Here is a 19,707-nt window from a genome sequence, read left to right on the forward strand (position 1 = left end):
TTAATATATATAAGATCTTTATATAGAGATCTTTTATTACTCTTACTATTAGGATCGACGATCTCTGTGGATAAGTGGAAAATGATCAATAAGATCATGGATCTTTAATGGATCAGAACTTGTGATCTACACATGATCTTATTGCGTATTAGCTGGGATCAAAATTGCCACTTATGCACAACCCCCTAAACTGATCAAAGTTGTTATTGGGATAACTATAGGTTGATCACCGGATAAAGGTGTAGTTATCCACAAGTGATTTGTTTGAAATAGCATCAATATTGAATAAGTTTACAGTTCAATTTTAAGTTTATTTTCTTTCAAGTATAAAAAAAGCAGCGTTTCCGCTGCTGTTCTTATCAATTTTGTGCTTATTTAAGCTGGTGGATGATGCTTTTCAGCCACTCTTCTGCGGCATCTTCAGGAACTGGATGCTCTTGAATATCGATAGTAAAACACTCAGATAGCGGAGTTGCACCGATATCCTCAAGCAGTGCATGAGCATGCTTGCCTGCGGCACAAAAGGTGTCATAGCTTGAATCACCAATCGCAACAACCGCAAATTTTAAGTTGCTGGTTCTCGGTGGTGTATTTTGCAATGCTGCTATAAAAGGCTGAATGTTATCAGGATAATCTCCAGCACCATGAGTCGAGGTAACGATTAGCCAAGTACCGTCTGCTGGAATTTCTTCAAATGCAGGTTGGTTGTGGATCGTCGTTTCCAATGACTGCTCTTGAAGTAAATCACTGAGATGATCGCCCACGTATTCAGCACCGCCAAGGGTGCTACCCGTAATTATATGGATCATAGTGCTCCGCTTTATTTACCAATACAGAAAGATGAGAAGATTCGGCCCAATAGGTCGTCTGAGCTGAATTCACCGGTAATTTCGTTTAAGTGTTGCTGAGTAATACGCAGCTCTTCCGCTAAGATTTCACCAGCCATGTAGCCTTCAAGTTGTTGCTGACCTATGTCTAGGTGCTCTGCTGCACGTTCCAGAGCTTCTAAGTGGCGACGACGCGCCATAAAGCCACCTTCTTGGTTACCAGAGAAGCCCATACACTCTTTTAAGTGTGTTCTCAGAGCTTCTACACCTTCGCCAGTCTTCGCTGAAAGACGGATCAATGTTGGTGTGCTCACATGGCAAATGCCCAGCGTTTCACCTGTTTGATCCACTTTATTACGAATAACCGTCATACCCATGTTGTCTGGTAGACGATCAACGAAGTCTGGCCAAATATCTTCAGGGTTAGTGGCATCTGTTGTGGTGCCATCAACCATGAACAGTACTCGGTCAGCTTGCTTTATTTCGTCCCAAGCGCGCTCAATACCGATTTTTTCTACTTCATCTGAAGCATCACGAAGGCCCGCTGTATCAATAATGTGCAGCGGCATACCGTCTATATGGATATGCTCACGCAGAACGTCGCGAGTGGTACCTGCGATATCCGTTACGATAGCGGACTCTTTACCTGACAAAGCATTCAGTAGACTGGACTTACCGGCATTTGGTCGGCCAGCGATTACGACTTTCATGCCTTCACGTAAAATTGCACCTTGGTTGGCCTCTTTACGTACAGCATTCAGGTTATCAATAATTGCTTGCAGATCAGCGGCGACTTTACCATCGGCCAAGAAATCAATTTCTTCTTCTGGAAAGTCAATCGCAGCTTCCACATAGATACGCAGGTAAATAAGTGACTCCACCAGCGTGTTGATACGTTGTGAGAACTGTCCTTGCAAAGATTGCAGTGCTGATTTCGCCGCTTGTTCAGAGCTGGCGTCGATCAAATCCGCAATGGCTTCCGCTTGGGTTAAGTCCATTTTGTCATTAAGGAACGCACGCTCTGAAAACTCACCTGGTCGTGCTGGGCGAACGCCTGAAATTTTCAAAATACGCTTAATCAGCATATCCATTACTACCGGACCACCGTGGCCTTGCAGTTCTAATACGTCTTCGCCAGTAAATGAGTTCGGGTTAGGGAAGTAAAGCGCAATGCCTTGGTCAAGCTCCAGACCGCTTTCATCTTTGAAAGGCAAGTATTCCGCATAGCGCGGTTTTAACGTTCGTCCCGTTACTTCTAAAGCAACCTGAGCCGCCTTTGGACCAGAGACACGGATAATGCCTACACCGCCTCGTCCAGGGGCTGTTGCTTGAGCAACGATGGTATCAGTTGTCATAAAGGTTGTTACCTAAATACATTTCGAATTAGCGTCATTGTAATCAGCAAAAAACAAAAAGGCGACCTTTTGGCCGCCTTTGCTGATTCATCATTAACTTACTTAGAGTGTAAGCCTTTCTTCTCTAGCGCTTTGTAAATCAAAGTCTGCTGAATCAGAGTCACGACGTTCGATACCAACCAGTAAAGAACCAGACCTGAAGGGAAGAACAGGAAGAAGAATGTGAACATCACCGGCATGAAAGTCATGATCTTTTGTTGCATTGGATCAGTAACTGTCGTTGGGCTCATCTTCTGAATCATGAACATACTTGCACCCATTAATAGTGGCAAGATGTAGTATGGGTCTTGTGCTGACAAGTCATGAATCCAACCAAAGAATGGTGAGTGACGTAGTTCAACAGATTCCATTAGTGCCCAGTATAGCGAGATGAAAATTGGCATCTGTAGGAAGATTGGTAAACAGCCACCAAGTGGGTTTACTTTCTCTGTCTTGTAGAGTTCCATCATCTCTTGGCTCATGCGTTGACGGTCGTCGCCAATACGCTCACGCATTGCTTGCAGTTTAGGTTGCAGCATGCGCATTTTCGCCATAGATGTGTATTGAGCTTTAGTTAGTGGGTACATAGCACCACGAACGATGAAGGTCAGACACATAATTGCTAGACCCCAGTTCACTACAATGCCTTGAATGAAAGAAAGCAGTGAGTGTAGAGGTTTTGCGATGAACCATAACCAACCGTAATCCACTACAAGGTCTAGGCTTGGTGCAACCGCAGCCATTGCATCTTGTAGTTTTGGACCAACCCATAGCGTAGATGTGAAGGTTTCTTGAGTACCATCAGCCAAGGTTTTGTTTGGCATACGAATACCGATATCACCTAAGTTACCGATAATACGAGAGTAGATATTAGTGCCTGGTTCGTTACGTGGAATCCACGCTGTTGCGAAGTAGTGTTGGATCATTGCTGCCCAACCAGTACCGCTTGGTAGGTTGATAGACAGGTTACGATCTTGCATATCGTCGAAGCTGTACTTTTTGTAACGAGTATCTTCACTTGAGTATGCGCCGCCACGATAAGTTGGCATTGCTAAGCTACCGCCAGAATCTTGTAGATTTTGACGTAGGTGCGCGTACATACCCATAGTTGCGTTGCTGCCAGAGTGGTTAACAACGTTGAATTCAACATCGATAGCATAGCTATCGCGCTTGATGATGAAGGTTTTTGTGTACTCAATACCGTTTGCTGAATAAGTCATCGGAACACGAAGTTCGTCCTGACCGTCTGCTAGCGTGTAGCTGTCAGCGTCAACATGATAATTTGGACGTGTAGTGCTGCTTAGGTCGATACCTTGAGGACCGATCAAGCCACTTTGAGCAATAAACTGGTGTCCTTGCTCATTTTTAAGTAGTTGGAATGGAGTCTCTGAATCTAGTTCTTCTGCATACTGATTAAGTTTTGCAGAAACAACATCACCGCCAACTGTGTCAATCGACAGAGTTAGTACATCTGAAGTAACGGTAATCGTTTTTGCAACAGCACTAGTTTGAGATGGTGCTGGGTCAAACTCATCTGCAAATGATGGTGCAGGTACTGTATTGCCTGATTGAGCCTGTTCAACCGCTTGCGGAGCTGGATTCTTAGCTACTTGCCATTGTTGGAAGAGTAAAAAAGAAACCAGAGCCAAAGCGATTAACAGGATATTACGTTGAGAATCCATCGTTAATTATCTCTGTCGTGTTTTTGGATCGGTGGAACGGGGTCAAACCCGCCTTCATTCAAAGGGTGGCATTTTAATAGACGTTTGCCAGATAACCAACACCCTTTTACAAAACCGTGAACTCTCAGAGCTTCTATCGCATATGAGGAACAGGTTGGAGTAAACCGGCAGCGAGGGCCGATAAGCGGACTAATAGTCCATTGGTAAAGTTTTACTAAACCAATGGCTATCCACGTGAAGGGCGAGATAGGCGTTGCCATAACTTTTCGAACAAAGTAAATAGTTCTTCATTGCTCAAATACTGCGCGCTATTTTTCGCTATTACAACAAAATCTTTATTAGGAAGTTTGTGCTGTTGTAGACGAAAACTTTCTCTAGATAAACGCTTAAAGCGGTTACGACCAACGGCAGTTTTAATTTGTTTTTTGGGAACAGCTAAACCTAAACGAGGGTGAGAAAGATTATTGTTGCGGGCAATGATTGTGAAATGAGGAGAGCCAGCTCGATGAGCTTGCTGAAAGACATTTTTATAATGCTCGGGAGTTAACAAGCGTAACTCCCGATTGAATGCGTACGTACTCAAAATAATTTATGGATTATTTTGAAAGGCGCTTACGGCCTTTTGCACGACGTGCATTAATTACTTTACGACCGTTCGCTGTCGCCATGCGAGCACGGAAACCGTGAGTACGCTTGCGCTTTAGAACTGTAGGTTGAAAAGTGCGTTTGCTCATTGTAAATACCTTACTGATCAGTAGTTTTTAGGTTTGTTAAACCCGGCGTGGGCTTTGTGTCTTCTCTTTATATAAAGAAAGGACTATCCGACGCCTCTCAACAAAGAGGCGGAATTGTAATCACTGTCACAAAAGGTGTCAATGATTGGGTTTGCCGAAGTCCTGTTCAGTTTCTCAAATTACTAAGAAATCGAGGCTTCGGTTTTTCCGGTCGGGCGATTATACGGAGTCTCGGTAAAATCTCAAGGATCCTTATTCGATCCCAACCATATTTAAGAATTTCTTTAAACGAGGATCCTGTGGATTACCAAATATATCCTGTGGAGAACCTTGTTCGACGATATTGCCTTCAGCCATGAATATCACTCTATCCGCGACTTCTCTAGCAAACTGCATCTCGTGAGTAACCACTAACATCGTTTGATGTTGCGTGGCGAGTTTTTTCATCAGCGCAAGAACTTCACCGACCCATTCTGGATCCAGTGCAGATGTTGGCTCATCAAACAGCAGTAGTTCAGGTTGCTGTGCCATTGCTCTGCCAATACCCACACGTTGCTGCTGGCCACCAGAAAGCGCAGAAGGGTAACTGTCTCCCTTGTCGCCAAGTCCAATGTCATCAAGTATCTGTTGAGCACGTGCTAAAGCATCGCTCTTTTTCCAGCCTTTCACTGTAATCAGACCTTCAGCGATGTTCTGTCTTGCTGTCATATGAGAGAACAAGGCGTAGTTCTGAAATACAAACCCCGTTTTGCGTCTAAGCGCTAACACTTCCGATTTGCTGTGTAATTGGCAATCAACGGCCACGTTATCAATAGTGATCGTGCCTTGGTCTGCTTGCTCTAGGAAGTTAACACAACGCAACAGAGTTGATTTACCTGTACCACTTGAACCGATAATAACGATGATCTCACCTTTATTAATAGAGAGATCGATGCCTTTAAGAACTTCGCTATCGCCAAAGCGTTTGTGAATGTTAGTTAAGTTGATCATCTTACATACGCCTTGTTGAGTTTATTTTCAGCCCAAATCTGTACTCGTGTCAGAACCACAACCACAGCCCAGTAAATCAATGCTACTGCTAGGAATGCTTCGAAAAAGCGAAAACTGGATGATGCTTCCATCTGAGCTTTAGCCATAATTTCCGCAACACCCAAAGTAAAGGCGAGGGAGGTCGACTTAATCATATCAATGAAGTAGTTCATCAGTGACGGCAAAGCAACACGTGTTGCTTGCGGTAATATAATGCGACGCATGGCCTGACTGGTGGTCATTCCCACAGAGAGGCTGGCTTCCATCTGGCTACGGTCAATACCAATAATTGCCGCACGAATACTTTCTGCCATGTAGGCGGAGAAATGCAACGTGATACCAATAACCGCGGCACTGAAAGCATCAATACCGACTAGGATCGGGAATATTTGCGGCAAACCATAATAAAGAAGGAACAGCTGTACTAATAGTGGTGTTCCACGGAAGAAGCTGATGTAGAGCTGACTAAGCTGATCAAGAACCGGAACTTTGAACACACGAATATTGGCCAAGATGACAGAAAGAATTAGAGAGAAAAACATTCCCCATGTCGCCATTTCCATGGTAGTGCCGAGATACTTGAGCAGTATCGGCATCAGATCCAGCATGTATTGAAAGTCAAAACCCATTTACTTCCCCTTAAAGACAACAAAAGGCGGGATCATACAATCCCACCTCTTTAAAAGTACAGTCTAGCTTATTAATTAGTAATATCAGTGCCAAACCACTTGTTAGAGATCGCGCTTAGCGTACCGTCTGCACGAATTGCTGCAAGTGCTTTGTTGACTTCAGCTTGTAGCTTCTGACCTTTTTCGTTGTTCAGGAATGGCCAAGCATTTTCAATGGTTTCGAAAGGCTTACCTGCAAGTTGAAGTGGTAGACCTGTTTTCTCGATAGTCTCTAGCACTGATAGACGGTCCATTACGAATGCGTCTGCACGGCCAAGAGCAACATCATGTTCAATACCAGTGTCGTACGTCTTAATGTTGATTTTACCGTCTTTGTCGTAGTCACGTAGTAGCTGTTCAAAGTTTGAACCTAGGTTAACGGCAACTGTTTTGCCTGCAAGGTCTTCAATACCTTTGATGCTGCTGTTACCTTTACGAACCGCGATCTGCGCACCGTCAATAACGTATGGGTCTGCAAACAGGTACTTCGCTTTACGTGCGTCGGTAATAGTTATTTGGTTAGAAATCGTATCGATACGACCTGTTTCTAGTAGACCAAATAGACCAGAGAAGTTTGAAGTAACAAACTCAACCTTGTAATCATTGCGTTTAGCAATTTCATTCCATACATCGACTTCAAAACCTTGAAGTTGGTCTTGCTTAACAAATGTGAATGGGAAGTAACGGCCAGACATGCCGACTTTGATATCTGTTGTTGCTTGAGCTGCTGAAGCTGCCAATACAAGAGTGGCTACTGCGAGTTTAATCCAGTTTTTCATTTTCTAACTCCGAATGAATATAGGGCAGAATGTTACTGGTAAATGTTAGTACAGAACAAATAACCTTATGTTATTAACAATAACCATAATAAGTTTTTATTTTGGGATAACTCACTAATTTTCTGGGATATGTGGGTAAAAATGGGGATGTTTATGTAGATCTTCATAATTGAGACGGAAATATTGTGAATAACTTTGATCTTATTCACTGGATCTTCGATCAATCGCTGGCGATCTTAGTTATCAACAGGTAGAATTATCAACCTTTATCGATCATCAGATTAGAGTGAGAGCACAGTGTCATCTTCGCTTTGGTTGCAATGTTTGCAACAGCTTCAAGAAGAATTACCAGCCGCAGAATTCAGCATGTGGGTTCGTCCGCTACAAGCGGAGCTCAATGATAATACTCTCACTTTGTTTGCCCCTAACCGTTTTGTGCTTGATTGGGTTCGCGATAAGTACATCAACAACATTAACTTATTGTTGAGAGAGTATTGCGGCAACGATGTACCAAGCCTGCGTTTTGAAGTGGGTAGTAAACCTGTAGCGGCTGTGAAGCCAGCGCCAAAGCGCTCAGCTGCAGACGTGGCAGCAGAATCATCTGCGCCAGCTCAACTAGCTCAGCGTCGTCCTGTTCATAAAACATGGGATGATGAATCCGTTGAAGCGGATATTACTTATCGTTCTAACGTCAACCCTAAGCATAAGTTCAATAACTTCGTTGAAGGTAAATCGAACCAGTTAGGTTTGGCTGCTGCTCGTCAGGTGGCAGACAATCCGGGTGCTGCGTATAACCCTCTATTCTTATACGGTGGCACGGGTTTAGGTAAAACCCACCTTTTACACGCTGTGGGTAATGCGATTGTCGATAACAAACCGAATGCTAAAGTGGTTTACATGCACTCTGAGCGTTTCGTTCAGGATATGGTTAAAGCACTGCAAAATAACGCGATTGAAGAATTTAAACGTTACTACCGTAGCGTTGATGCGTTATTGATCGATGATATTCAATTCTTTGCCAATAAAGAGCGCTCTCAAGAAGAGTTCTTCCATACTTTCAACGCTTTGTTGGAAGGTAACCAGCAAATCATCTTAACTTCTGACCGTTATCCTAAAGAGATAAATGGCGTAGAAGATCGTCTTAAATCTCGCTTCGGTTGGGGTTTGACGGTGGCGATTGAACCACCAGAGCTAGAAACTCGCGTGGCGATTTTGATGAAGAAAGCGGAAGATCACCAAATTCATCTGCCAGATGAAGTGGCGTTCTTTATTGCGAAACGTCTGCGTTCAAACGTTCGTGAGTTGGAAGGGGCACTTAACCGTGTTATCGCCAATGCGAACTTTACCGGTCGTCCAATTACCATTGATTTTGTTCGTGAAGCGCTGCGTGACTTATTAGCTCTGCAAGAAAAGTTGGTCACCATTGATAATATTCAAAAGACAGTCGCAGAATACTACAAAATTAAAATGGCGGATTTACTTTCAAAACGCCGTTCACGTTCTGTTGCGCGTCCTCGTCAATTAGCAATGGCGCTAGCGAAAGAACTCACCAACCACAGCTTACCAGAAATTGGTGATGCTTTTGGTGGTCGCGACCATACCACTGTGCTTCACGCATGTCGTAAAATCGAGCAACTGCGCGAAGAGAGCCACGACATAAAAGAAGACTATTCGAATTTGATTCGCACGCTTTCATCATAATTGCGCTATAGTTTGCGCTGATTTTGCGTCGTTAATCCGTCTATCGTTTAAGAGCACACTATGAAATTTACTATCGAACGTAGCCACTTCATTAAACCTCTACAACAAGTATCCGGCACTTTAGGTGGCCGAGCGTCACTGCCTATATTAGGTAATTTGCTGATTAAAGTTGAAGACAATCAATTGTCGATGACGGCAACGGATTTAGAAGTTGAACTGATCAGCCGAGTGACGTTGGAAGGGGATTTTGAAGCAGGCAGCATTACCGTTCCGGCACGTAAATTTCTCGATATTTGCCGAGGTCTTCCAGACTCAGCGGTAATCACTGTGCTGTTAGAAGGTGATCGCATTCAAGTTCGTTCTGGGCGAAGCCGATTCTCATTAGCGACTCTGCCAGCGAACGATTTCCCAAATATCGAAGATTGGCAAAGTGAAGTTGAAATTTCACTCACTCAGGCAGAGCTTCGTGGTTTGATAGAGAAAACGCAATTTTCGATGGCAAACCAAGACGTGCGTTACTACCTAAACGGTATGCTGTTTGAAATTGATGGCAGCACGCTTCGTTCAGTAGCAACTGATGGTCACCGTATGGCGGTTTCTCAAACCGAATTAGGTGCAGATTTTGCTCATAAGCAAATCATCCTACCGCGTAAAGGTGTATTGGAATTAGTGAAGCTGCTGGATGCTCCAGAACAATCTGTGGTACTGCAAATTGGTAGCTCAAATCTGCGTGCAGATGTGAACAATTTTGTTTTCACTTCTAAGCTGGTTGATGGTCGTTTCCCTGATTATCGACGCGTAATGCCGCAAAGTACCAACAAAGTATTGCTTGCGAACTGTGATGAGTTGCGTCAGTGTTTTTCACGCGCTGCGATTTTATCGAATGAAAAATTCCGTGGTGTGCGAGTGAATCTTGATGAAAACGAAATGCGCATTACAGCAAACAACCCAGAACAGGAAGAAGCGGAAGAGGTGTTAGATGTTACCTTCGAAGGAGACGCCATTGAGATCGGCTTCAACGTAAGCTATATCCTCGATGTGTTGAATACCCTTCGTTGTGATAACGTACGTATCTCTATGTCAGATGCTAATGCCAGTGCGCTGGTGGAAAATGCGGAAGATGACAGCGCGATGTACGTCGTGATGCCAATTCGCCTGTAACCAAGAGTTAACTTCGCGCTATGCCGCTAACCCGTCTGGTTATTCAGCAATTTCGTAATATTAGAGCCTGTGATATTTCATTATCATCAGGCTTTAACTTTCTTATTGGTGTCAACGGAAGTGGCAAAACCAGCGTCTTAGAAGCAATTTATCTGCTTGGGCATGGTCGCTCTTTTAAAAGTTCGCTCACGGGTCGAGTGATTCAGAATGAGTGCTCTGAACTGTTTGTTCACGGGCGTTTTTTGACATCGGATCAATTTGAGCTACCGATTGGTATTAATAAGCAGCGCGACGGTTCAACTGAGGTTAAAATAGGCGGTCAATCTGGGCAAAAATTGGCACAGTTGGCACAAGTTTTACCATTGCAGTTGATTCATCCTGAAGGCTTTGATTTATTAACGGATGGACCGAAACAGCGTCGATCATTTATTGATTGGGGTGTGTTTCATTCTGAACCTGCATTCTATGATGCATGGGGAAGATTTAAGCGTTTAAGTAAACAGCGTAATGCATTACTCAAAACAGCAACCAGCTATCGTGAGCTGAGTTATTGGGATCAAGAATTAGCCTTGTTGGCTGAAAATATTGACCAATGGCGCAGAACTTACGTCGAACAAATGAAAGTTGTCGCAGAAGAGTTATGCCGCACGTTTTTACCCGAGTTTGATATTGCGGTAAAGTACTACCGCGGTTGGGATAAAGAGACCCCATACCAGCAGATATTAGAAAAGAACTTCGAACGCGATCAACAGCTTGGCTACACCTTCAGTGGCCCAAATAAAGCTGATTTGAAGATAAAAGTTAACGGTACTCCGGTGGAAGATGTGCTTTCACGGGGGCAACTGAAATTAATGGTGTGTGCACTACGTGTCGCACAGGGCCAACACTTAACTGAGTTGACCGGGAAGCAATGCATCTACTTAATTGATGATTTTGCTTCCGAACTCGATAGCCAGCGTCGTAAGCGTCTTGCAGACTGCTTGAAGGCGACGCAGGCTCAAGTTTTTGTAAGTTCTATTACACAAAGCCAAGTTGCCGACATGGTCGAGCCAAACAGCAAGATGTTTCATGTGGAACATGGCACAATAGAGCAAGGATAATTTAGTCAGAGAGTAACTCATGTCGAATAATTACGATTCATCGAGTATTAAGGTACTAAAGGGTCTGGACGCAGTACGTAAACGTCCAGGTATGTACATCGGGGACACTGATGATGGCACCGGTCTACACCACATGGTTTTTGAGGTGGTGGATAACTCAATAGATGAAGCGTTAGCAGGTCACTGTAAAGACATCATCGTTACTATTCACGAAGATAACTCAGTATCGGTTAGCGATGACGGCCGTGGTATCCCAACTGAGCTGCACGAAGAAGAAAATGTTTCTGCGGCAGAAGTTATCATGACAGTACTGCACGCTGGTGGTAAGTTCGATGATAACTCTTACAAAGTATCAGGTGGTCTGCATGGCGTAGGTGTGTCAGTGGTTAACGCACTATCAGAAAAAGTGCTTCTGACTATTTACCGCGGTGGTCACATCCATACTCAAACCTATCGCCATGGTGTGCCTCAAGCGCCACTAAGCGTTGTTGGTGATACTGAAAAAACAGGTACAACGGTTCGTTTCTGGCCAAGTGCTGACACCTTTACCAATATCGAATTTCATTACGATATTCTTGCGAAACGTCTACGCGAGCTTTCATTCCTAAACTCAGGCGTATCAATCAAACTGATTGATGAGCGTGAAGAAGATAAACAAGACCACTTTATGTATGAAGGTGGTATCCAAGCGTTTGTTACTCACCTTAACCGCAACAAAACTCCGATTCATGAGAAAGTTTTCCACTTTAACTCAGAACGTGAAGACGGTATTAGCGTTGAAGTGGCGATGCAGTGGAACGACGGTTTCCAAGAAGGTATTTACTGCTTTACCAACAACATCCCACAGCGTGATGGTGGTACTCACTTAGCCGGTTTCCGTGCAGCGTTAACTCGTACGTTAAACACCTACATGGATAAAGAAGGCTACAGCAAGAAAGCCAAAACAGCGACATCTGGTGACGATGCGCGTGAAGGTTTGACTGCGGTTGTCTCGGTTAAAGTTCCAGATCCAAAATTCTCAAGCCAAACCAAAGACAAACTGGTTTCTTCTGAAGTGAAATCTGCAGTTGAATCTGCAATGGGCGAGAAACTTAACGAGTTCCTAGCTGAGCATCCTTCTGAAGCAAAAATGGTGTGTAGCAAAATTATCGATGCGGCACGTGCACGTGAAGCAGCGCGTAAAGCTCGTGAGATGACTCGTCGTAAAGGCGCGTTGGACCTTGCTGGTCTTCCAGGTAAACTTGCTGACTGTCAGGAAAAAGATCCTGCACTGTCTGAACTGTACATAGTGGAGGGTGACTCTGCTGGCGGTTCAGCTAAGCAGGGACGTAACCGTAAGAACCAAGCAATTCTTCCGCTGAAAGGTAAGATTCTAAACGTTGAAAAAGCACGTTTTGATAAAATGCTTTCTTCTCAGGAAGTGGCAACACTGATTACTGCATTAGGTTGTGGTATCGGTCGCGATGAATACAACCCAGATAAACTGCGCTACCACAACATCATCATCATGACCGATGCGGACGTCGATGGTTCGCACATTCGTACGCTACTGTTGACCTTCTTCTACCGTCAAATGCCTGAGCTTATTGAGCGTGGCTACATCTACATTGCACAGCCACCGCTTTACAAAGTGAAGAAAGGTAAACAAGAGCAATACATCAAAGATGAAGAAGCTATGGAACAATACCAAGTTTCTCTCGCGTTAGATGGCGCAGCACTGCATGTCAATGCGGATGCTCCGGCATTGGCTGGTGCTCCACTTGAGCAGCTTGTACACCAGTACAATGCTGCGGTTAAGCTAGTTGGTCGTATGAGCCGTCGTTACCCATACGCGATGGTGCAAGAATTCATGTATGTACCTCGATTGACTGCTGAACAATGCCAAGATCAGGCGGCAGTAGATGCTTGGACGGCAGTTTTAGTTGATCAGCTTAACGCAAAAGAGTCTGGTGCGAGCCAATACAGCTACCAAGTAGAACACAATGCAGAGCAAAATGTTTATGCGCCTAAGATTGTCGTTCGTACTCATGGTGTGACTTACGAATACTTGATCAGTGTAGACCTGCTTAACTCAAGAGAGTACAGCAAGCTGGCTGACGCTTCAGAAGCACTACGTGGTTTGATTGAAGAGGGTGCATTTATCAAACGTGGTGAACGTACTCAACCAGTAGATAGCTTTGCTTCTGCGCTTGATTGGTTAATTAAAGAGTCTCGTCGTGGTCTTTCTTTACAACGATACAAAGGTCTTGGTGAGATGAACCCTGATCAGCTTTGGGAAACCACTATGGACCCAGAAACTCGTCGTATGATGCAAGTAACCATTGAAGATGCGGTCGGTGCTGATGAGCTGTTTACTACGCTAATGGGTGACCAAGTTGAACCTCGTCGTGCGTTTATTGAAAACAACGCTCTGAAAGTAGCTAACCTAGACGTGTAGTTAGCTTGGACGTATAGTCTGAGTTATTCGAAATAGTAAAAGGCGCACTTTAAAGTGCGCCTTTTTTATGCTTGCCGTTTTGCATTAACCTTTAGCTATTGAGCATTACGTAGCTCTCGACGCAGTACTTTGCCAACCGCAGATTTAGGTAGTTGCTCATGGAAAGTAATTCGTTTTGGTACTTTGTAGTTAGTGAGGTGCTGGCGACAGAAGTGGATAATATCGCCTTCGTCTAATGGCTCTAGTGTTGCGACATGAGCATGTACTAACTCACCAGTATGTTCGTCATGATCGCCGACAACCGCGGCTTCAAAGATGTGTTGGTGGCTACATAGAATATCTTCTACTTCATTTGGATAAACATTGAAGCCAGAGACGATAATCATATCCTTCAGGCGATCGACTATTTGCACTTGGCCGTCGGTTTTAATCAAGCCGACATCACCCGTTTTAAAGAAACCATTAATAATTGAGTTGTTGGTTTCATCTGGTCGTTGCCAGTAGCCCGGCATGACCTGTGGCCCTTTCACCACCAATTCTCCAACTTCTCCTTGCGCGAGAGGTTGATTATTGATGTCCCAAACTTGGACTTCGGTTTCAAGTAATGGAATACCGACACAACCAACTTGTTCTTTACCAAATTCGTTAAGGGTAATGACTGGTGACGTTTCTGATAATCCCCAACCTTCCGTGATGGTGCATCCTGTTGTTTGGTACCAGACATGAAACGCTTTGCTGGTCAGCATAGAACCACCGGAAACCGTGACTTTCAGGTGACTAAAATCGACAGATGAAATCTCTGGATGCTGGCAAAGCCCCATAAACAGAGTATTGATGCCGGATAAGCCAGAGAAACGAACGTTTTTCAACGTATTTACGAAACCATCCATATCACGTGGATTAGGGATGAGAATATTTTGAACCCCAACACTGAATAGGCTGATCATATTCACGGTAAACGCGTAGATGTGATAAAGCGGTAGCGGGCAAACAAAGCTGTCTTCACCTTCAATCATCTTCTGTGTGAGACGAATGTTCATCTGAGCAGCATTGGCCATAAGGTTGCTATGTGTCAGGCAAGCTCCTTTAGATACACCTGTAGTGCCACCTGTGTACTGGATAACCGCAATATCATCGGCAATCTCACTGTTTTCGGCAACGGCTGGTAGGTGTTTACCTGCGGATATGACGCTATTAAAGTCGCTATAAGTGCCGCGATCTTGTTCTTGTTGGGTTAGCAGATCTGGTGCGGCAGTAACGATCACATGCTTGATATTCAGCTCAGATTCTATTGCTTGGTATTTTGGTACTAAGTCTTCCAGAATGATCAGTGCTTTTGCGCCGGAATCACTAAACTGATGTTTCATCTCTCTAGAGGTGTAGAGAGGATTGGTATTAACAATAATCAGCCCTGCTCGTAGTGCGGCATAAGCGGCAATAGGGTACTGAGTTAAGTTCGGTAGCTGAATGGCGATTCGGTCACCGGCTTCTAGTCCGCATTCATGGCGCAACCACTGTGATAAGTAGCGTGATTTTTGCTCAATATCCTCATAAGTCAATGTTTGACCTAAACAATGAAACGCAGGCTTATCGCTATAGCGAGAAAATCCATCTTCAAGTAATTGTGCTAGGTTATTGAATTTATTTGTGTAGTGGTAAGCATCTTTAATCATGTTCTATTCATTCCTTTTATGCATGACGGCAGATACGGTGTAGGAGGTCTATCTTGGTTTAGCACCGTCATCAGGCTTATTAGATATGCAATTGTTGGAGAATGATGACTCAACATTCCATTAACATTGCATTAACAACAAGCGAGTCTAACTGACCCAAATTTTTTGGCTATAGTCCTGAACGGTATATTGTGCGGATTGGCGTTAATTTGTGATAAGCATCGAATACTCTTGATACTTTTATCATTTTTTATGCAATCAGATGCCAGACTAGTTGCCTCTATAAAAAACAAAAAAATTTTTAAGTGAGACTTGAAAGAGTAAAAGGTGGCCTTATATCTATTTACGAAGCAGGAAATGCCGCAGCTGGTGGGTTTCCACTGACTCGTCCAAAAGGAGAGTCCGCTTCACTATTTAGCATCTAATCAATGCATCATTTAAAAATATTGCTTCACAGAAGGATACTTATTATGAGAACTGTAGATTTTACTCCTCTATACCGCAACGCAATTGGTTTTGATCGTCTTCTAAATATGATGGAAGCGAACGCAGCAAAAAATAGCCAAGGCGGTTTTCCTCCATACAACATCGAGCAGCAAGAAGAGAACAAGTTCCGCATTACTATGGCGGTGGCTGGATTTGCTGACGAAGAGCTAGATATCACTCAACAAGAAAACACCTTAATTGTTCGTGGTGAGCGTAAACCAACAGAAGAAAAAAAATACGTTTATCAAGGCATTGCCGAGCGTGATTTCGAGCGTAAGTTCCAATTAGCGGACTACGTAAAAGTGATTGGTGCAAATATGGAGAATGGTTTGCTACACATTGATTTGGAACGTGAAATTCCAGAAGTGATGCAACCACGAAAAATAGCCATCAATGGCAAACACCTACTAGAGAACTAATCACTGGTAGATAACGAATAACAGAAAGCCCGCGAGTAAGCGGGCTTTCTAGTTTCTCAGGCTTTAATTACTTGCACGAGGGTAACAAGATTAGCCTTCTAAATACGCTTTCTTCACTTCTTCAGCGATCACTGCAATGCCTTTTTGCATCGCTTCATCGTCTTGAACGTAGTTCATGCGCAGACATTGATGCGCATGAGCCCAATCTTCCTTCTGACCAATAAAGAAATACTCACCCGGAACAATCAGAACACCGCGATCTTTTAGGCGTTTGTAGAGCTCCATTGTGGTGATTGGCAGTTCATCAAACCATAGCCAAAGGAAAATAGCGCCTTCAGGTTTATGAATACGGAAACGTTCATCATCGATAGCATGTTGCAGAAGTTCTACTGCACGCTGTGATTTTTGTTTGTAGAAAGGCTTAATGACTTCTTCACTCAGACGCAATAAGTCATTCTTTTCAATGATGCGGTGTGCCAAAGCTGGGCCAATACTGCCCGGCGCTAAGCTGATGATGCCATTCATATTGCTTAGTGCTTCCGTTACCTGTTCGTTGGCAATCACTATACCGCAGCGTACGCCCGGTAGACCGAGTTTTGATAAGCTCATGCAAAGAATGGTGTTTTCATTCCAGAACGGTTCTACATCTTCAAAGATGATGTTTGGGAACGGCACACCATAAGCGTTATCCACCAGTAGTGGGATATTGTTCTCACGAGCCAATTGGTCGAGCTTGTGGATCTCTTCCTCTGTTAACACATTACCCGTTGGGTTGGTTGGACGAGAGGCGCAGATAGCGGCAACAGAATCGTCGATTTTTAGCTGCTCAAAATCGACATGGTATTTGAACAGACCGTTATCCAGTAGTTCGATCTCTGGGTGGTATGAAACGAAAATATCTTCATCGATACCCGCATCACCATAACCAATGTATTCCGGTGCTAGAGGCAATAAAATCTTCTTAAAGCTGCCATCTGGTTGTTTACCCGCAAACAGGTTGAACAGGTAGAAAAAGCCACTTTGGCTGCCGTTGGTTAAACTGATGTTCTTTTCTGTAATGTCCCAGCCATAAGTATCACGCAGCAGTTTTGCCAACGCGCTGATAAACACATCTTTACCTTGAGGACCGTCGTAGTTGGTCATTCCAGCCAGTAAAGAGCCGTCAGCCAGCATTTCTTCGGTTGTCAGTCGGAAATAATCGAGCATTTCAGGAATGGCGGCAGGATTACCTCCACCAAGCATGATGGCACCCGGTGTGCGTAAACCATCATTCAAATCGTCCATTAATTGGGTTATTCCAGAATATCGATTAAATTTCTCGCCAAAAGTTGAAAACTGCATTACTGACTACCTGGGGTTGTGTTTATTTGAGTATTGCCGGCGGATAGATTCTCAGCCGTTTAGAATAGTTCCTGAACATACCGTAATGCTTTTGTGAGGCAAAGCACTATTTCTTATGATGTAAAAAAAGCGGCGCAACTCGGAGGAGTCAGGCCGCTTTTTCAAGCTTTAGTGGGATAATCTCAGAGTTTTAAACTGAGTTACTCAATTACTTTTGTAGTAATGAGATATCTGCAATTTGCAGGAACAAGTTACGTAGGTTGTTAAGCAGAGTTAAGCGGTTTTTCTTCAACGCTTCATCATCTGCCATTACCATTACGTTATCAAAGAACGCATCTACTGGCTCACGCAGCGCAGCAAGTTGGCTCAATGCTTGTTGGTAGTTACCCGTTGCAAACGCAGGCTCTAACGCTTCTGTGAGTACTTCAACGTTTTCAGCCAGAGCTTTCTCTGCATCTTCCTGAAGAAGAGACAGTTCAATCTCAGCTGGTAGTTCGCCTTCGAATTTCGCCAGAATGTTACCCACGCGTTTGTTTGCTGCTGCAAGTGATTCTGCTGCATCCAACTCACGGAAGTGAGAAACCGCTTTAACACGTTGGTCAAAGTCAGCAGGTTTAGTTGGGCGACGAGCCAGTACCGCTTGGATGATGTCTACGCTGAAACCTTCATCTTGGTACCATGCACGGAAACGACCTAGCATGAATTCAATTACATCTTGCTCAACATTTTCGTTAGTTAAACGATCACCGAACAGTGATTTCGCTTTCGCGACTAAGTCTACTAAATCTAGGTTGTAACCGTATTCGACGATGATACGTAGCACACCTAATGACGCACGGCGCAGTGCAAAGGGGTCGCTGCCTTTTGGAGCTTGACCAATACCGAAGATACCTACGATAGTGTCTAACTTATCAGCCATAGCAACTGCTGCTGAAACACCATTCGTTGGCAGGTTATCACCAGCGAAACGAGGCATGTATTGCTCGTTAAGTGCTACCGCTACTTCTTCTGCTTCACCGTCGTGACGAGCGTAGTGCATGCCCATAACACCTTGAGTATCGGTAAATTCGAATACCATTGATGTCATTAGGTCACACTTCGCTAGAAGACCAGCACGTTTTGATTTCTCAACATCCGCGCCGATTTGCTCTGCAATGTAGCCTGCAAGTTCAGTAATACGGTCTGTTTTGTCTTTGATGGTGCCCAACTGCTGTTGGAAAATCGCCGTTTCAAGTTGAGGAAGGCGATCAACCAGTTTGCTCTTCAGGTCAGTGTTGAAGAAGAACTCTGCATCAGCAAGACGTGGACGAACTACTTTCTCGTTACCTTCAATAACATGACGAGGCTCTTTAGACTCGATGTTTGATACGAAGATAAAGTTGGGCAGCAGTTTCTTATCTGCGTCATACACTGGGAAGTACTTCTGGTCGCCTTTCATGGTGTAAACCAAAGCTTCTGAAGGTACTTTGAGGAACTTTTCTTCAAACTTAGCTGTAAGCACAACAGGCCATTCAACCAGTGAAGTTACTTCTTCTACTAGGTCATCTTCTAGGTCAGCAACACCGCCAACTTGTTGTGCTGCTTTTTGTGCATCTGCAATGATAGTAGCTTTACGTGCATCGTAATCGGCAATCACTTTACCGCGCTCTTCCAGAATCGCTGGGTATTGAGATGCAGAATCGATAGTAAATTCAGCTTCACCCATGAAACGGTGACCACGAATAGTACGAGAAGAACTTACACCAAGGATTTCACCTTCGATAAGTTCATCACCGAACAGAATGGTTAGCGTTTTAACTGGGCGGATAAATTGAGTTTCTTTATCTCCCCAACGCATTGGTTTGGCGATAGGCAGGTTAGCCAGTGCTTTTGCTGCAAGTTCAACAACAACCGCTTTTGCTTCTTGGCCTTTCACTTCTTGTTTGTAAAGCAGCCATTCACCTTGGTCTGTCTTTAGGCGATCTGCTTGTTCAACAGTGATGCCGTTACCACGAGCCCAGCCTTCAGCAGCTTTGGTTGGTTTACCATCTGCATCAAAAGCAACCGCAATCGCAGGACCACGTTTTTCAACGACTTTATCCGCTTGGCCTTCAGCAAGGTTAGCGACTTTAAGAGCCAAACGACGTGGCGTTGCAAACCACTTGATGCCTTCATGAGCAAGGTCTGCGGCTTTTAATTCTGCTTCAAAATTTGCAGCAAATGCTTCCGCTAGAGTGCGAAGTTGCTTTGGTGGTAACTCTTCAGTACCGAGTTCAATTAGAAATTCTTTTGCCATC

At 44.1% G+C, this 19,707-nt stretch carries 17 protein-coding genes; 5 read left to right on the forward strand and 12 right to left on the reverse strand.

Features of this window, described 5'->3' with window-relative positions; genetic code table 11:
* Positions 1–371 precede the first annotated feature (371 nt).
* From mioC to P4S58_RS15270, 9 genes are all read right to left on the reverse strand, one after another.
* On the reverse strand, positions 372–809 hold the full coding sequence (gene mioC / locus P4S58_RS15230; protein WP_042489530.1) for an FMN-binding protein MioC: 438 nt from the start codon (positions 807–809) through the stop codon (positions 372–374).
* Positions 810–820: 11 nt separating this feature from the next.
* On the reverse strand, positions 821–2,182 hold the full coding sequence (gene mnmE, locus P4S58_RS15235) for a tRNA uridine-5-carboxymethylaminomethyl(34) synthesis GTPase MnmE (RefSeq protein ID WP_042489528.1): 1,362 nt from the start codon (positions 2,180–2,182) through the stop codon (positions 821–823).
* A 98-nt stretch (positions 2,183–2,280) separates the two neighbouring features.
* Positions 2,281–3,903, reverse strand: coding sequence for a membrane protein insertase YidC (gene yidC / locus P4S58_RS15240; protein WP_042489526.1), 1,623 nt, complete (start codon positions 3,901–3,903; stop codon positions 2,281–2,283).
* A gap of 2 nt (positions 3,904–3,905) precedes the next feature.
* Positions 3,906–4,163 carry a membrane protein insertion efficiency factor YidD gene (gene yidD / locus P4S58_RS15245; RefSeq protein ID WP_081878773.1) on the reverse strand — a complete coding sequence of 86 codons (258 nt, stop codon included), beginning with the start codon at positions 4,161–4,163 and terminating at the stop codon, positions 3,906–3,908.
* Positions 4,130–4,453 carry a ribonuclease P protein component gene (rnpA, locus tag P4S58_RS15250; RefSeq protein ID WP_237292831.1) on the reverse strand — a complete coding sequence of 108 codons (324 nt, stop codon included), beginning with the start codon at positions 4,451–4,453 and terminating at the stop codon, positions 4,130–4,132. Before rnpA ends, yidD begins: the two co-directional genes overlap by 34 nt.
* A gap of 46 nt (positions 4,454–4,499) precedes the next feature.
* Complete coding sequence (gene rpmH, locus P4S58_RS15255) at positions 4,500–4,637, reverse strand: 50S ribosomal protein L34 (protein WP_004728723.1); 138 nt, start codon at positions 4,635–4,637, stop codon at positions 4,500–4,502.
* Positions 4,638–4,889: 252 nt separating this feature from the next.
* Positions 4,890–5,627, reverse strand: coding sequence for an amino acid ABC transporter ATP-binding protein (locus P4S58_RS15260; RefSeq protein ID WP_102964073.1), 738 nt, complete (start codon positions 5,625–5,627; stop codon positions 4,890–4,892).
* Positions 5,624–6,295, reverse strand: a complete 672-nt coding sequence (locus P4S58_RS15265) for an amino acid ABC transporter permease (protein WP_042489518.1) — start codon at positions 6,293–6,295, stop codon at positions 5,624–5,626. The genes P4S58_RS15260 and P4S58_RS15265 overlap by 4 nt, the downstream gene beginning before the upstream one ends.
* A gap of 71 nt (positions 6,296–6,366) precedes the next feature.
* Entirely contained in the window at positions 6,367–7,113 is a 747-nt protein-coding gene (locus P4S58_RS15270) for an amino acid ABC transporter substrate-binding protein (protein ID WP_042489515.1), read from the reverse strand.
* 297 nt (positions 7,114–7,410) lie between these two features.
* On the opposite strand from P4S58_RS15270, the gene dnaA reads away from it, so the two are divergent.
* The 4 genes from dnaA to gyrB are packed head-to-tail and all read left to right on the forward strand — an operon-like array spanning position 7,411 to position 13,512.
* Positions 7,411–8,814 (forward strand): chromosomal replication initiator protein DnaA, encoded by a 1,404-nt coding sequence (gene dnaA, locus P4S58_RS15275; protein WP_042489512.1) that lies wholly within the window; start codon positions 7,411–7,413, stop codon positions 8,812–8,814.
* A gap of 60 nt (positions 8,815–8,874) precedes the next feature.
* A complete protein-coding gene (dnaN, locus tag P4S58_RS15280; RefSeq protein WP_042489509.1) occupies positions 8,875–9,975 on the forward strand; it encodes a DNA polymerase III subunit beta in 1,101 nt (366 codons plus the stop codon).
* Between the two features lie 20 nt (positions 9,976–9,995).
* On the forward strand, positions 9,996–11,075 hold the full coding sequence (gene recF, locus P4S58_RS15285) for a DNA replication/repair protein RecF (RefSeq protein WP_042489506.1): 1,080 nt from the start codon (positions 9,996–9,998) through the stop codon (positions 11,073–11,075).
* A gap of 19 nt (positions 11,076–11,094) precedes the next feature.
* Positions 11,095–13,512 carry a DNA topoisomerase (ATP-hydrolyzing) subunit B gene (gyrB, locus tag P4S58_RS15290; RefSeq protein WP_042489503.1) on the forward strand — a complete coding sequence of 806 codons (2,418 nt, stop codon included), beginning with the start codon at positions 11,095–11,097 and terminating at the stop codon, positions 13,510–13,512.
* Between the two features lie 95 nt (positions 13,513–13,607).
* On the opposite strand, the gene P4S58_RS15295 is transcribed toward gyrB, so the two are convergent.
* Positions 13,608–15,185, reverse strand: coding sequence for an AMP-binding protein (locus tag P4S58_RS15295; protein ID WP_102964074.1), 1,578 nt, complete (start codon positions 15,183–15,185; stop codon positions 13,608–13,610).
* A gap of 470 nt (positions 15,186–15,655) precedes the next feature.
* On the opposite strand from P4S58_RS15295, the gene P4S58_RS15300 reads away from it, so the two are divergent.
* Entirely contained in the window at positions 15,656–16,090 is a 435-nt protein-coding gene (locus P4S58_RS15300; RefSeq protein ID WP_042489497.1) for an Hsp20 family protein, read from the forward strand.
* 90 nt (positions 16,091–16,180) lie between these two features.
* On the opposite strand, the gene P4S58_RS15305 is transcribed toward P4S58_RS15300, so the two are convergent.
* Positions 16,181–17,431 (reverse strand): valine--pyruvate transaminase, encoded by a 1,251-nt coding sequence (locus P4S58_RS15305; protein ID WP_102964075.1) that lies wholly within the window; start codon positions 17,429–17,431, stop codon positions 16,181–16,183.
* 208 nt (positions 17,432–17,639) lie between these two features.
* The gene (gene glyS, locus P4S58_RS15310) at positions 17,640–19,706 is read right to left on the reverse strand and encodes a glycine--tRNA ligase subunit beta (RefSeq protein WP_102964076.1); all 2,067 of its coding nucleotides are present in this window, start codon (positions 19,704–19,706) and stop codon (positions 17,640–17,642) included.
* Position 19,707: the final 1 nt, after the last annotated feature.

The organism is Vibrio sp. Hal054 (assembly GCF_037162405.1).
Classification (GTDB): Bacteria; Pseudomonadota; Gammaproteobacteria; order Enterobacterales; family Vibrionaceae; genus Vibrio; species Vibrio diazotrophicus.